Source organism: Conyzicola lurida (genome assembly GCF_014204935.1).
GTDB classification, from domain to species: Bacteria; Actinomycetota; Actinomycetes; order Actinomycetales; family Microbacteriaceae; genus Conyzicola; species Conyzicola lurida.
In genome coordinates this window covers 2,790,198-2,803,963 of the sequence record NZ_JACHMJ010000001.1, presented here as the reverse complement: position 1 = coordinate 2,803,963, position 13,766 = coordinate 2,790,198, and the positions used below count along the sequence as shown (strand labels likewise).

Genomic DNA, 13,766 nt, shown 5'->3' with positions numbered 1-13,766 from the left:
TGAGAGCACCACGAAAGGCACACCATGCAGGACATCAATATCGCCATGATCGGCGGCGGGTTCATGGGCAAGGCACACTCTCTCGCGTACGCCGCGATGCCCATGTTCTTCTGGCCGTCGCCCGCCCGCCCGGTCAAGAAGATCGTGGTAGACGTCACCGATGAGCTCGCGCGCACTGCAGCAGACCGATATGCGTGGGAGGGGTTCTCCTCCTCATGGCGCGACGTGGTGAACGACCCGTCCATTGACGTCATCGACATCGCGACGCCGAACAACCTGCACGCGGAGATCGCCATCGCGGCGGCCGAGGCAGGAAAGCACATCATCTGCGAGAAGCCACTGGCCCCCACCGCAGAAGAGGCGGGACGGATGTATGAGGCGGCGAAGCGTGCAGGTGTGGTCACCGCAGTCGCTTTCAACTACCGCCGCACCCCCGCGGTCGCACTGGCCAAGAAATACATCGACGAGGGCGCGATCGGCGAGATCCTCAACTTCCGCGGGACGTATCTCCAGGACTGGAGCGCAGACGCCAACTCGCCTCTGAGCTGGCGCTTTCAGAAGAACATCGCCGGGTCTGGTGCCGTCGGCGACATCGGCTCCCACGTGGTCGATCTCGCACGGTATCTCGTCGGCGAGATCTCGGCGGTCACATCGCTTGTGTCGACCTTCATCCATGACCGCCCGATTCAGTCCGGCGGCCTCGACGCCTTGGGCGGAGCGGCCAAGAGCGATGGCCCTCGCGGCGCGGTTGACGTGGACGACGAATCGATGTCGTTGGTTCGTTTCCACAACGGAGCAGTCGGATCCATCGAGGCCACGCGCAATGCCTGGGGACGAAACAACTTCATCACCTTCGAGATCCACGGCACGGAAGGCTCGATCTTCTTCAACTACGAGAACCGCGACGAGCTCCAGGTCGCATTCAAGAACGATCCCTCCGATCGGCGCGGATTCCGCACGATCTACACCGGCCCGAACACGCCATACGGGCAATCGCTGTGGCCCATCCCGGCACTCGGGATCGGATACGGCGAGACGAAGATCATTGAGGCGCACGACTTCCTGAAGGCCGTGGTCGAGGGCACGACGGTGGAGCCCAACTTCGCGGACGGCTACCAGGCGGCACTCGTCGACGACGCCATTCTCGAGTCGGGCCGGACGGGGCAGTGGGTCGACGTGCCGAATGCCACCGGCAGCGGTGCGGCACATGGCTGACACGGACGGCGAAACACCCGCAGTTCGGATGAGGGCGATCGTCAAGAACTTCGGACCGGTCGAGGTGCTCAAGTCCGTGGACATGGACATCATTGCGGGCGAGGTCCACGCGCTGGCCGGCGAGAACGGCGCGGGCAAGTCCACCCTGATGAAGGTGCTCCAAGGTGTTCATCCGATCACCTCGGGCACCATCGCGGTGAACGGCGAGCCGGTTGACATCCGCAGCACTGCTGACGCAGAGCGCGCAGGCATCGGGATGGTCTTCCAGGAGTTCAGCCTCATCCCCAGCATGACGGTGGCGCAGAACATCTTCCTGAACCGTGAATTCAGGGGAGTGGGCGGCATGGTCGATGACCGCGCTGCCGAACGAGCGGCGAAGGACATATTCGACGGCCTAGGCGTCACGATCGACCCACGCTCCAGGGTCGAAGACCTCGGAACGGCCTATTGGCAGCTCGTCGAGATTGCCAAAGCCATCGCCAAGAAGGCGAGTGTTCTTGTGATGGATGAGCCCACTGCAAGCCTCGCCAAGCATGAAGTCGAAAACCTGTTCGCCCTGATCCACACCTTGAAGAATCGCGGGATCGCGGTCGTCTACATCTCGCATCGCATGGACGAGATCCGGCGCATCGCAGATCGCATCACCGTCCTCCGTGACGGCCGTGTTGTGCTTGCCTCGGCCGTGGCCGAATTGAGCGCGGCAAAGATCATCGAAGCGATCATCGGCCGACGGCTCGCCTCCGATCTCGTGTACCAGGACCGAGGGCTCGATGACGAGGCGCCCGTGCTGCTGGAGGCGAAGGACATCGCTAGCAACACGATCCTGGAGTCCGTGTCGCTCACCATCCGGGCGGGCGAAATTGTGGGGCTCGCAGGCCTGATGGGGAGTGGACGAACGGAGTTCGCCCGCGTTGTGGCGGGGATGGACCGGCCGTCTCGTGGGCACCTGGCGATCGACGGCGTCGAGGTGCGCTTCGCGTCACCCCTGTCTGCGCAGGAGGCCGGTGTCGCACTCATCCCCGAAGATCGGCGCGAGCAAGGCCTGGTACTCGAGCACTCCGTGTCAGACAACCTGACGTTGCCGGTACTCGACCGCGTGAAGTCCCGCGGCCTGCTGTCGACAAAGAAGCTCCACGCACTCACGGAGCAACTCGTCGGGCGGTTTGCCGTGAAGGTCGCCGATCCGTACGCCCCGGTGAGCCACCTCTCGGGGGGCAACCAGCAGAAGGTCGTGGTGGCGAAATGGATTAACACCGAGCCGCGAATCCTGGTGATGGACGAGCCCACCTCGGGCGTCGACATCGGCACCAAGACGGAGATTCTCGACATCGTGCGTTCCTTCGCCTCTCAAGGAAATGCGGTCCTCTTCATCTCCTCTGAACTCCCGGAACTGTTGGCGGTCGCAGACCGGATCGTCGTAATGCGATCGGGACGCTCAGTTCAAGAACTCACCCAAGCTGACGTCGCAAGCGAGGAACAGCTTCAACTCATTATCCAAGGAGCCCCAGCATGAGCACCGTCGCACCAGCCACCCGGCCTTCCCTGTTGTCCCGCGCCCTCAGCAAGCTCGACTGGCGCAGCAACATCATCTACATCGCGTTCGTCGTGGTGTTCATCCTCTTCGCCATCATGCTAGGCAACGACGGGTTCCTGTCCACGAACAACATGCTGAACATCGTCCGGCAAACGGCGACGATCTCGATCATGGCCGTGGCAATGACCTTCGTCATTGCAGCCGCCGAGATCGACCTGAGTGTCGGGTCGATCGCGGGCCTGGCGTCGGTGGTGACCGCAATGGCCACAATGGAGTTCGGCCTCGTTCCCGGAATCCTGGCGGGCCTTCTCGCCGGTGCCGTCATCGGGGCCATCAACGGAGGGCTCGTCGCGCTCCTGAAGATCCCCTCGTTCCTGGTGACGCTCGGAATGCTAGGCCTTGCGGCTGGCCTTGCCCAGTGGATCACCGCGTCGGCGCCGCAGCCGATCACCGACCGCCTCTATGTGATGATCTTCGGCGGCGGCGACTTCGGCCCAGTACCCGGTCTGCTCGTGTGGACGGTGGTGGCTGTTGTATTGGGCTGGGTCGTGATGAATCGGACCGCATTTGGGCGCAAGGTGCTCGCCACCGGCGGCAACCCCACCGCGGCCGCGTACACGGGGATCAACACTGCACGAACCAAATTCACCGTGTTGCTCATGTCAGGAGTGGCCGCGGCCGTCGCGGGGATGCTATACGCGGGCCGGCTGGAATCAGGACGGTTCCAATGGGGGCAGGGTGACGAACTGACCGTCATCGCTGCAGTGATCCTGGGTGGAACGAGCCTGTTCGGCGGTCGCGGGGCAATCATCGGCACCCTGTTCGGGTCACTCTTCATGGGACTCATCAACAACGGCCTCATCCTCGCCGGACTTGACGTTGCGCAGCAGCAAGTCGTGCGTGGGGCAATCATCATCGCTGCGGTCGCACTGTCGAGGAAGAAGTGACAGCCCGCGCCGTTCTCCGCAGCGGCATCATTGGAACAGGTTTCATGGGGCAGGTCCACACTCGCGCAGTGCGGTCGAACGGCGGCATCATGGTTGCGTACGCCGGCCGTGATCTCGTTCGTACCCGCAACGCAGCAGATGAGGAAAATGTGCCCCTCGCGCTGACGCCGGACGAACTGATCGAGCGCCCCGACATTGATCTCGTGCACATCTGCACGCCGAACGCACACCACCTGCCCCTCGCTCTCGCCGCGATCTCCGCGGGAAAGCACGTGATCTGCGAGAAGCCACTCGCCCTCACGTTGGATGACGCCGTGCGCCTGGCGGATGCGGCACGCGACGCGGGCGTGGTGGCGGCAGTGCCGTTCATCTACCGTTTCTATCCCACCGTGCGCGAGGTGCGAGCTCGTCTTGCTGAAACCAGTGAGCGTATCTGGCTCGCGCACGGGCACTACCTGCAGGACTGGCTTTCGGACCAGTCGAGTTACAACTGGCGTGTGGCAGACGGGGACTCTCGCGCCTTCGCGGACATCGGCGTGCACTGGTGTGACCTCTTCGAGTTCATGTCTGGCCACCGTATTCAGCGCCTGATCGCGCTTCAGCCGCGGCTGCACGACACTCGGTATACCGAGCACGGTGAGGTTCCGGTGTCGACTGAGGATGGCGTCACCATGCTGTTTCAGACCGACAAGGGAGCAACTGGCTCGGTCGCCATCTCGCAAGCGACACCGGGACGCAAGAACCGGCTCTGGCTGTCGCTCGACGGCGCGCAGCATTCGTATGCCTTCGACCAGGAGAACCCGAACGACCTGTGGACCGGTTCAACGGTCGGAGTCTCGGTGCTCTTGAAGGGGCAGGAGACGTTGAACCATGAGGCAGCGAAGTCCTATGTGACGGTACCTTCCGGACATCCGCAGGGCTATCAAGACTGCTTCTCCCTCTTCATGCGTGACGTCACGAGGACGATTGAAGGGCAGCAGGTCCCGGGACTGCCCACCTTCAGCGATGGAGTACGCGCCGCCGCCTTGACGGAGGCAGTGATTGCCTCTGCACGGTCCGGTGGATGGGTCGATGTCGCGCCGACGCGACACCTCGAGCTCATACGGAGCTAGTTCCTCGCTCCGTCGTCGTCAGCGGGCAGGTCGTGCCAGATGTCATAGGTCACGGTCGCCGCATCTTCTGCGTCGCCGGTTGCGAGCAACTGCCATCGCGGCTGAAGCGCGCGCGTTCCGCGCGACGCACCAGCGGGCCGAACTGTTCGATCACCGAGGCCACTGCCTGGTTGCCTAGCGTCGCCACGGGTTGACGACTATGCCCGGGGCGTCGGGTGCAATCGAGCTTTTCGCGTGGAGCGGCACTCACGGCGATCGCTCCACTCCATCTCGCCCATCTTCGACCTACGCCTGAGGCGCGGCTTCCAAGCGCCTGACCATGCACTCAGCACCTCCCTGTTCACGGCTCACTAACGGGAGTACGTTGAGGTGGTGGCTGGTCCTTCCGCGGCCGCACTGATCGCAGTGAAGGAGTCCGTCCATGTTGACCAAAGCCCTCTTGGTGCGTCTCGAGGCCCTGCCGGGCAAGGAGATAGAGCTGTCCGACTTCCTCAAGAATGCACGTGCGATCGTGATGGAGGAGCCGGGCACCGTCGCCTGGTTCGCCATCCAGTTCGGCCCGTCGACCTTCGGCGTGTACGACGTCTTCCCCGATGACGAAGCGCGCGATGCCCACCTCGCCGGGGGTGTCGGCCAAGCACTCGGGCCGAACACCGGAGTCCTGTTCTCCGAACCGCAGATCGAGAAGATCGACATTCTCGCCGAGAAGGTCCCGGGCTAGCCGCCCTCGCTGCTCGCGATCCCCCCGCGCCGCCCTCTCCAAACCATCAAGGGGCGGCGAGTTCGGTTGACGAGCCCTACGGGGATTGCGGCGTCGGGCCATGTTGGGCTACTAACTATGCGCTGCCCGGGTGCGCCAGGAGTGCGGGTGGGATGTATAGCCCGCGTCGTTGGGCGCGGACGGCGGCAAGTGCTCGGGAGCAGGCGTCCAGCTTGATGAGGATGTGTTCGATGTGGGTGGCGATGGTGCGTGGCGTGACGTTGAGCCGTTGGGCGGCTTCGGTGTTGTGATAGCCGGCGATGAGCAGGCCGAGGACTTCGAACTCGCGGTGGGTCAATCCCTGCAGGTCGTGGCTCGGGGACAGCACGACGATCGCGGTGAGGTGGTGTGGGACGTTGTCGGGCACCTCCAGGACGGTGACGCGCAGGTAGCCGCCGGGCTCTGTTGGCGCGGGGGCCAGGAACGAGGATTGCGGACCGTCGAGCGTCTCGCGGGCGGCAACCAGTACAGGTGAGCCGGCACGCAGCGCGGCGTGGTCGGGCAGCCCGGGCAGGGCCAGAACATCTGGTGACAGGGTGAGAATCACGCCAGCCGTGGCGGCGTGGACGAGCTGCGCGGCTGCGGTGGCCGATCGGAGGGGGTCGATGGCGCGGCCCAGCGCCGGCCCGAGGGCGGCGAGCAGGTCTCGGTCGGCGGGCGCTGGGACGGTGGGACTGCCGGTCAACAGGCCGAGGAAGCCGAGGAGCCGGCCGTCGGCGGCGAACAGGCACATGCCGAGGCCTTCGCGGAAGCCGGCGGGTGAGAGGCACTCGGCCCACGACCGCATTTCGCTGATCGGTGTCGAGAGGTCCGCGACCCGCAGCGGGGTGTGGGACCGGGTCATCCCTAGTTGTTCGATCTCGTCGACCACTACCGGCCCGTCCAAGTATGCGGCGGTGCGGTTGTCCCAGCCGGTGCTGACCAGCGAGTGGTGTCCGCGGGTGTCCTCGTCGCGGAGCGCGAGCCACGCCCCGTCGAACGGCAGCAGCTGATGGAGCGGCTCTAGCAGCGCTGTAGCGTGTTCGGCCGGGCTATCCCGGGTTGCGGCGATGTGGGAGACCTCGACTGAGATCGGTCCTGCGTCTGCTGGTCGGTGCATGGCACCCGCTGTATCTGCCGCTGCGCCAGCTGGCCGTGTCGGTCGTTCTGCCGATGCGCCGCGGCACGGGTTGGGGGTTGACTGGCGCTTCAGAGGCCGCGGTACTTGGCAATCGTACTGCCGATGCCCCCCAGATGGGGGGAAGAGCCTAAGACGGGAGCTGAAATGAAGGCAGTGGTGTATGACGGACCGCGGCAGGTCAGTGTGAAAGACGTGCCGGACGCGAAGATCGAACGACCCACGGACGTGCTGGTGCGCATCACCGCCACCAACATCTGCGGCTCGGACCTGCACATGTATGAGGGACGCACCGACTTTGAGACCGGTCGCACGTTCGGGCACGAGAACTTGGGCGAAGTCATCGAGGTCGGCGACGGCGTGGACAAGGTCAAAGTCGGTGAGCGGGTAGTGCTGCCGTTCAATGTTTCGTGCGGATTCTGCAAGAACTGTGAGCGAGGGTTCACGAACTACTGCCTGACCACGCAACCGGATCCGCACTTTGCTGGCGCCGCGTACGGGTTCGCCGACATGGGTCCGTGGCAGGGCGGGCAGGCGGAATTGTTGCGTGTGCCGTACGGCGATCACAACTGTCTGCGGCTCGGTGAGGACTCGGTCGACAAGGAAAACGACTACGTGATGATCGCGGACATTTTCCCTACCGGCTACCACGCCACCGAGCTGGCAGGCGTTGTCCCGGGCGACTCCGTGGTGATCTACGGCTCTGGTCCGGTCGGGTTGATGGCGGCGCTGTCGGCGACGATCAAGGGCGCTTCAAAGGTGATGGTCGTTGACCGCCACCCGGATCGGTTGCGGCTCGCTGAGCAGATCGGCGCTATCGCGATCGACGATTCCAAGGTCGACCCTGTCCAGTTCGTTCTCGAGGAGACGATGGGTCTGGGCGCCGACCGCGGTTGTGAGTGTGTCGGCTACCAAGCTCACGACCCGGAAGGCACCGAGCATCCGAACATGACGCTGAACAACCTGGTGAAGTCGGTGCGGTTCACGGGCGGCATCGGTTCGGTCGGGGTGTACGTCCCGCAGGACCCGGGCGGCGCGGACAAGTTGGCCAAGCAGGGCGAGATTGCCTTCGACTACGGTCTGCACTGGTTCAAGGGCCAGACGCTCGGCAGCGGGCAGTGCCCGGTGAAGAAGTACAACCGGCGGTTGCGGGATTTGGTCGCGGCGGGCAAGGCCACGCCGTCGTGGATCGTGTCCCACAATCTGCCGCTCGAGGAAGCGCCCGAGGCCTACCTGAATTTCGATGAGCGCAACGACGGTTGGACCAAGGTCGTGCTCAACCCGACTCGGGCCACCGCCTGACAGGCAGGGACTCGTCGGGGTGCTGATGCGGGCGGCGGATAAAACCGCCGCCCAACGCACCGCATCGATAGCGCCCTGCACCCTCCGGTCGCGCTCAGCTGCGGCCGTCCCCCACGAATAACGGAGAAATCATGGCAAACGAACTGAACGGCAAGCGGGTGGCGATCCTGGCTGCAGACGGTGTGGAACGCGTCGAACTGGAACAACCCCGGCAGGCGCTGGATGAGGCCGGCGCGGTCACCGAACTGCTCTCGCTGCACGACGGGCAGATCCAGGCGCGCACCAACGACCTCGATGCGGCCGGCACGTTCGACGTCGACGCGCTGGTGCGTTCCGCTGCGGTTGACGACTACGACGCACTACTGCTGCCGGGCGGAACGGTCAACCCCGACAAACTGCGCGTCGACCAAGCAGCGGTGGACTTCGTGCGCGACTTCGTGGCGTCCGGCAAACCCGTCGCCTCGATCTGCCATGGCCCCTGGACACTCCTGGAAGCGGGCGTCGTGTCCGGCCGGACCCTGACGTCGTTCCCCAGCATCCGCACCGACCTGCGCAACGCCGGCGCCACCGTGGTCGACGAGGAGGTCGCCATCGACGGCAATCTCATCACCAGCAGGTCCCCCGAGGACCTGCCCGCGTTCTGCGAAGCGATCGTGGAAGCGTTCGCTTCCGTCGGTGCTGCCGCCGGTGGTGCCCGGTGACTCGTCCCAGAAACCGCGTGGTGGGGGTGTTGGTGGTCGGAGCAGGCGCGTTCGTGGTCGCTAGACAGCTGCAACGTCGGCCGGCCGCAGGTGCCCGCGAAGCGACTGAACCGAGGTGGCGGGCGGTGACCATCAACCGCGGGCCCGCAGACGTCATGCCTGAGGACCGCCTTCCCCGGCCGCTGGCCGAGCTCGGCGACCTGGTCGAAGTGGAGGTGCGGCCTGCACCGGGCGGCAAGGGCAGCGAGGTGCGTGCCCGGCTGCGCAACCCCGAACCGACTGGGGCGGCGTCCGCGGCCGCCCGGCTGTCCGGTGACGACCCACGCCAGCGGGTCCGAGCGGCTTTGCGTGAAGCCAAGCAGGTGATCGAGGTCGGAGAGGTGTTGCGCGTCGACCCGGCCCCGCACGGGCGCCGCCCGCCGACCCCGGCCGGCAAACTCGTCGAATTCGCCACCGAACTTGCGCCCGGGGAGGGAGTGCTGTGAAAGCTCTGTGCTGGACTGGAATCAACAAGACCGCCGTCGAGACGGTAGATGACCCAACCATCCTCAACGACCGGGACATCATCGTCAAAGTGCGATTGACCACGACATGCGGCTCCGACCTGCATCTGCTCGGCGGCTACATCCCGGGCATGCGCGCCGGGGATGTGCTCGGCCACGAGTTCATGGGCGAGGTCGTAGAAGTCGGCAATGCCGTCCGCAGACACACCATCGGCGACCGGGTCACGGTGTGCTCGTTTATCGCCTGCGGGCAGTGCTGGTACTGCTCGCAGCAGCTGTTCTCGCTCTGCGACAACGGCAACCCCAACCCGGCACTGACCGAGGGAATGTGGGGCAGCGCGATCGGCGGCTGCTTCGCCTACAGCCACCTGCTGGGCGGGTTCGCCGGCAGCCACGCCGAGTACGTCCGGGTCCCCTACGCCGACCAGGGCGCGTTCACCGTCCCGGACGGGGTGTCCGACATGGCGGCGCTGTTCGCCTCCGACGCCGCCCCCACCGGATGGACCGGCGCCGACGGCGCTGGCATCACCCCAGGCGACACCGTCGCAGTCTGGGGGGCTGGCGGGGTGGGTCAGATGGCCGCCCGCGGCGCGATGCTCATGGGCGCCGAGCAAGTAATCGTCATCGACAGGCTCCCCGAACGCCTCCAGCAGGTACGCCAGCACATCGGCGCTGAGACCTTGGACTACACCGACGACAACATCGTCGCCGAGCTGAAGGAGCGCACCGGCGGCCGCGGCCCGGACGTCGTCATCGAGGCCGTCGGCATGGAAGCGCACGGCACCGGACCGTCGTACCTGTACGACCAGGTGAAGCAACAGCTGCGGCTGCAATCCGATCGGCCCACCGCACTCCGCGAAGCCATCTACGCCTGCCGCAAGGGCGGCAACATGTTCATCCTCGGAGTCTTCGGCGGGGTCGTGGACAAGTTTCCTGTCGGCGCGATCATGAATAAGGGCATGACCGTCCGCGGGGCGCAACAACACGGACACCGCTACATCCCCCGAATCCTGCAGCACATCGACAACGGAGAACTGAGCACCGAGCACCTCGCCACCCACGTGATGCCGCTGGACCAGGGCCCGCAGGGCTATCAGATGTTCAAGAACAAGAAGGACGGCTGCGTCCGGGCTGTGTTCCAGCCCAACGGGGCAACCAGCTCCCCGACATGATTCAGCCTGCCCTGGGCATGCCGGCACGGCGGCCGGGCCGACGGTCCCGGCCGTCCGGAAGGACCCCGGTGACGATGCAGAAGGTACTGCTTGCTCTGCGGGACAGCCTGTGGCTGGTGCCGCTGCTGTGCATGATCGGCGGCGCCGGTCTCTGCGTCGGCGCCGCCACCATCGACCGGGCCACCGGCAACGCACTGGTCCCGAGTTGGTTGACGGGCACCCCCAGCGCCGCACAGACCGTACTGAGCACAATCGTCACATCGCTCGTCACGCTGATCACGCTGGTGCTCACCGTCATCACCGTCGCCGTGCAACTGGCGATGGGACAATTCTCGCCACGGATCGTCGGGGCGCTGCTCCACGACCGCCTCAGCCAGTACACCCACGGCCTCTTCGCGGCTACTCTCGTCTACGCCCTGCTCGCGATCCCCCAAGTGGACGACTCCGCCGACGGCGGCCACGTGCCCGGGCTGACCATGCTGCTCGCCTACCTTCTCATGCTGGCCAGCATCGTCGCTCTCGTGCTCTACGTGCACCACGCCGGGCAAACCCTCCGGGTCGCCGGCCTGATCGACCTGGTCGGTGACCACCTGCACGAGGAACTGAACCGCGCCTACCCCGCCAATCCCACGGCTCCCGCCGACCTGGACCCGCGAGTGATCTTGGCCCCCGAGCCGGGGGTCGTCGTCCAGATCGACGTTCCGGGCCTGGTCTCGGCCGCCACCGACGCCGGCTGCACGCTGCGGCTGCTCCCCGCCATGGGCGATTTCGTCTGCGCCAACGCACCGCTGCTGCTCATCGACGGCAACGAGCACGTCCGCGCGGACGCCCCGCACATCGCCAGCCTGGTCTTTCTCGGAGACGAACGCTCCTACCGCGACGACCCAGCGTACGGATTCCGTCAGCTCGTGGACATCGCCGAACGCGGCGTCAGCGACCCGTTCAGCGACCCCACCACGACGGTGCAGGCTGTCGACCGGCTGCACGACGCGCTGCGCCAACTCGCCACCCGCACAATCCCCACCGGAGACCACCACGACAAGCTCGGGACGTTGCGCCTCGTCACCCCCGCCCTGGACTGGACCGGATACGTCCGCCTCGCCTTCGACGAGATCCGCATAGCCGGAGCCGGCTCCCCACAGGTCGCCCGCCGGCTCCGTGCAGCGCTGGAAGACCTCCAAACCGTCGCCCCCGCGCCGCGCCAACCCGAACTCAACCGGCAGCTCGAACTGCTGACCCTCGACGTGCAACGGTCCTTCGACAACGACAGCGACATCACCAACGCCCTCAATGCCGACCAGCAAGGCCTTGGCTCCGGACCCGACCTGATCCACGGCGGAGGCATGAGCGGCTCTCACGCGGCACCCGACCCCCTGCGCAGCCCATGACGACGCCGCCGAACTTGCAACCGCCTTGTCTAAATCATCGGAAGCGCTCTCTTGCGGCCTCAGGTCCGCCACACCCCGGAGGCACCGGTACATGAGTACACCAACCATCCGTGCCGTGTCTCTGCCCGACGCAGGCACTGTCCCGGCCCTGGGTCTGGGCACCTGGTACATGGGCGAGCGACCCGACCAGCGCCCGACGGAGCTAGCCGCCCTGCGCACAGGCATCGAGAACGGCTTGACGCTGATCGACACTGCCGAGATGTACGGCGACGGCGCCGCAGAGGAGCTCGTCAGTGAGGCTATCGCGGGACAGCGAGACAGTATTTACCTCGTCAGCAAGGTCGTGCCCAGCCACGCCACACGACGAGGGACGGTAGAAGCCTGTCAAGCCAGTCTGCGGCGGTTGGGCACCGACTACCTCGACATGTACCTGCTGCACTGGCGCGGACGAGTGCCGCTGGCCGAAACAGTGGCGGGGTTCGAAGAACTAGTGCAGGCGGGGCTGATACGCAGTTGGGGCGTCAGCAATTTCGACACCGATGACCTCGACCAACTGGCCTCGGTGCCGGGCGGATCGCGGGCGCAGACCGATCAGGTGCTCTACAACCTCGCCCGCCGCGGGCCTGAGTACGACCTACTTCCGAGATGCCGCCAGGCTGGGATTCCGTTGATGGCCTACTCCCCGGTCGACCACGGCCGATTGCTCGAACACCCCATGGTCCACGACATGGCCGGCGCAAAGGAAGTAACCCCAGCTCAGTTGGCGCTGGCCTGGGTGCTTAGACATCCCGACGTCTTTGCCATCGTGAAAGCGTCCACCCCGGCACGGGTGGAGGAGAACCGCGCCGCGATAGAGATCAGCTTCGGTAACGACGAGCTGAAACAGCTCGACTAGATCTTCCCACCGCCGTCTAGCAAGGAGCCGCTGGAAATGCTCTGACCTCTCTCGACAACGTCGATTGTTGAAGCAGCGCTATCTACGGATCCGCCAGGTGAGCGCCTGCTGCCGAGCGGTGCAGCAAGTTGCTGCACAATCTGCGGGGGCCAGAGCCCAGCGCTGACCCTTGAGTAGGCGGCTCGAGACTGCGTTGCGCGAGCCCTCAGATTTGCCCACATTTTGCCCACACTTGAGGAAAATCAAGGCCGTTCTCACATGATCATCTAGGGCCTCGATACCAGTGTTTTATTGGGATCGGTGTACGGGACGCAGTCGTCTTGAGAGCCTGGAAATCACTCGTAATGAGAAGGTCGTCAGTTCGATTCTGACAGGCGGCTCGACAAAAATCCGCGTGGCTACTGATATTCGGTAGCGCTTGCGTCGCTCGCCAGTTTCGGAGATCGTCGGCTTGCAATATTCGTCGGCGCGCTGATCGCGCTTGTGTGCCACTGCCCCGGTTCACAGAGACTTCCGGCCCGGCCGCCTAGACGTCGATCCTCAGTGCCGTGGCCCTTACTCCTGAACACCCCGCTCATCGGTTCTTCGCGGGACGACCGAGGAACGTCCGTGTGACCCTCACGGAGACGCTCGCGTGGATGCCGGACTCGCTCTCCGCCGCCGTCGGGCTCTATTCGTTCTGGCAGGGCCTAGAGCTCGCGTGGCTGCGCGATCCCGTTTTCGATGTTCGGGGCGTCTGGAATGAGTTCTGTGGGCGCTTCTTCGTCTGAGAATCAGTCGCGTAATACAGAGCCGGCACCCGTCGAGTCGGCCTTCAAGTGCTCTGTGCGATCCGCACCGAGGGCGCGGGTGCTCCGTCCCGGAGCCCCCAGACAGGCGGTTCTACTGCTAGTCCTCAGTGCTCTTCTCAATCGGCCCGGGTCACGCATTCGCCTCTGCCCAGACTCAACTATTGCCGCGACTTAGCAGTTAAGTGGAGAGGGCCGGCCAGCTTGCACTAGCCACGGACGCGTCAGCAATCAGCGACGGACCGGCGTATTCATGACCGGCGTATCGGCTGCCGACACAGTTCGAGTTCGGCCGGTGTCGGGCCAAGGCTGCCCTCAGGTTTCGCCGACCA

Annotated in this window: 13 protein-coding genes; 12 read left to right on the top strand and 1 reads right to left on the bottom strand. The window is 65.2% G+C overall.

Annotated features, from left to right (window positions below; genetic code table 11):
- Window positions 1-24 precede the first annotated feature (24 nt).
- The 5 genes from HD599_RS13740 (at window position 25) to HD599_RS13720 (ending at window position 5,529) form a co-directional block, all read left to right on the top strand.
- Window positions 25-1,215 (top strand): levoglucosan dehydrogenase, encoded by a 1,191-nt coding sequence (locus tag HD599_RS13740; RefSeq protein WP_184238522.1) that lies wholly within the window; start codon window positions 25-27, stop codon window positions 1,213-1,215.
- Complete coding sequence (locus HD599_RS13735) at window positions 1,208-2,728, top strand: sugar ABC transporter ATP-binding protein (protein ID WP_221420510.1); 1,521 nt, start codon at window positions 1,208-1,210, stop codon at window positions 2,726-2,728. Before HD599_RS13740 ends, HD599_RS13735 begins: the two co-directional genes overlap by 8 nt.
- A complete protein-coding gene (locus HD599_RS13730; protein ID WP_184238520.1) occupies window positions 2,725-3,696 on the top strand; it encodes an ABC transporter permease in 972 nt (323 codons plus the stop codon). The genes HD599_RS13735 and HD599_RS13730 overlap by 4 nt, the downstream gene beginning before the upstream one ends.
- A complete protein-coding gene (locus tag HD599_RS13725) occupies window positions 3,693-4,808 on the top strand; it encodes a Gfo/Idh/MocA family oxidoreductase (protein ID WP_184238518.1) in 1,116 nt (371 codons plus the stop codon). The genes HD599_RS13730 and HD599_RS13725 overlap by 4 nt, the downstream gene beginning before the upstream one ends.
- A 421-nt stretch (window positions 4,809-5,229) precedes the next feature.
- The gene (locus tag HD599_RS13720; protein WP_184238516.1) at window positions 5,230-5,529 is read left to right on the top strand and encodes a putative quinol monooxygenase; all 300 of its coding nucleotides are present in this window, start codon (window positions 5,230-5,232) and stop codon (window positions 5,527-5,529) included.
- Window positions 5,530-5,644: 115 nt separating this feature from the next.
- On the opposite strand, the gene HD599_RS13715 is transcribed toward HD599_RS13720, so the two are convergent.
- Complete coding sequence (locus HD599_RS13715) at window positions 5,645-6,667, bottom strand: helix-turn-helix transcriptional regulator (RefSeq protein ID WP_184238514.1); 1,023 nt, start codon at window positions 6,665-6,667, stop codon at window positions 5,645-5,647.
- A gap of 165 nt (window positions 6,668-6,832) precedes the next feature.
- Here HD599_RS13715 and HD599_RS13710 point away from each other — a divergent pair, with 165 nt between their 5' ends.
- The 7 genes from HD599_RS13710 (at window position 6,833) to HD599_RS13680 (ending at window position 13,416) form a co-directional block, all read left to right on the top strand.
- Window positions 6,833-7,987, top strand: a complete 1,155-nt coding sequence (locus HD599_RS13710; RefSeq protein ID WP_184238512.1) for a glutathione-independent formaldehyde dehydrogenase — start codon at window positions 6,833-6,835, stop codon at window positions 7,985-7,987.
- Window positions 7,988-8,118: 131 nt separating this feature from the next.
- Window positions 8,119-8,688 carry a type 1 glutamine amidotransferase domain-containing protein gene (locus HD599_RS13705; RefSeq protein WP_184238510.1) on the top strand — a complete coding sequence of 190 codons (570 nt, stop codon included), beginning with the start codon at window positions 8,119-8,121 and terminating at the stop codon, window positions 8,686-8,688.
- 125 nt (window positions 8,689-8,813) lie between these two features.
- Window positions 8,814-9,173, top strand: coding sequence for a hypothetical protein (locus HD599_RS13700; protein WP_184238508.1), 360 nt, complete (start codon window positions 8,814-8,816; stop codon window positions 9,171-9,173).
- A complete protein-coding gene (locus tag HD599_RS13695; protein WP_184238506.1) occupies window positions 9,170-10,363 on the top strand; it encodes an alcohol dehydrogenase catalytic domain-containing protein in 1,194 nt (397 codons plus the stop codon). Before HD599_RS13700 ends, HD599_RS13695 begins: the two co-directional genes overlap by 4 nt.
- A 74-nt stretch (window positions 10,364-10,437) precedes the next feature.
- Entirely contained in the window at window positions 10,438-11,751 is a 1,314-nt protein-coding gene (locus tag HD599_RS13690) for a DUF2254 domain-containing protein (RefSeq protein ID WP_246376789.1), read from the top strand.
- 91 nt (window positions 11,752-11,842) lie between these two features.
- Window positions 11,843-12,646 (top strand): aldo/keto reductase, encoded by an 804-nt coding sequence (locus HD599_RS13685; protein WP_184238502.1) that lies wholly within the window; start codon window positions 11,843-11,845, stop codon window positions 12,644-12,646.
- Window positions 12,647-13,257: 611 nt separating this feature from the next.
- Window positions 13,258-13,416 carry a hypothetical protein gene (locus tag HD599_RS13680; RefSeq protein WP_184238500.1) on the top strand — a complete coding sequence of 53 codons (159 nt, stop codon included), beginning with the start codon at window positions 13,258-13,260 and terminating at the stop codon, window positions 13,414-13,416.
- Window positions 13,417-13,766 lie beyond the last annotated feature (350 nt).

Coding starts and splice junctions, on each gene's coding strand:
- HD599_RS13730 (WP_184238520.1), top strand. CDS start 2,725: ATGAGCACCGTCGCACCAGCCACCCGGCCTTCCCTGTTGTCCCGCGCC.
- HD599_RS13720 (WP_184238516.1), top strand. CDS start 5,230: ATGTTGACCAAAGCCCTCTTGGTGCGTCTCGAGGCCCTGCCGGGCAAG.
- HD599_RS13735 (WP_221420510.1), top strand. CDS start 1,208: ATGGCTGACACGGACGGCGAAACACCCGCAGTTCGGATGAGGGCGATC.
- HD599_RS13715 (WP_184238514.1), bottom strand. CDS start 6,667: ATGCACCGACCAGCAGACGCAGGACCGATCTCAGTCGAGGTCTCCCAC.
- HD599_RS13705 (WP_184238510.1), top strand. CDS start 8,119: ATGGCAAACGAACTGAACGGCAAGCGGGTGGCGATCCTGGCTGCAGAC.
- HD599_RS13740 (WP_184238522.1), top strand. CDS start 25: ATGCAGGACATCAATATCGCCATGATCGGCGGCGGGTTCATGGGCAAG.
- HD599_RS13690 (WP_246376789.1), top strand. CDS start 10,438: ATGCAGAAGGTACTGCTTGCTCTGCGGGACAGCCTGTGGCTGGTGCCG.
- HD599_RS13685 (WP_184238502.1), top strand. CDS start 11,843: ATGAGTACACCAACCATCCGTGCCGTGTCTCTGCCCGACGCAGGCACT.
- HD599_RS13710 (WP_184238512.1), top strand. CDS start 6,833: ATGAAGGCAGTGGTGTATGACGGACCGCGGCAGGTCAGTGTGAAAGAC.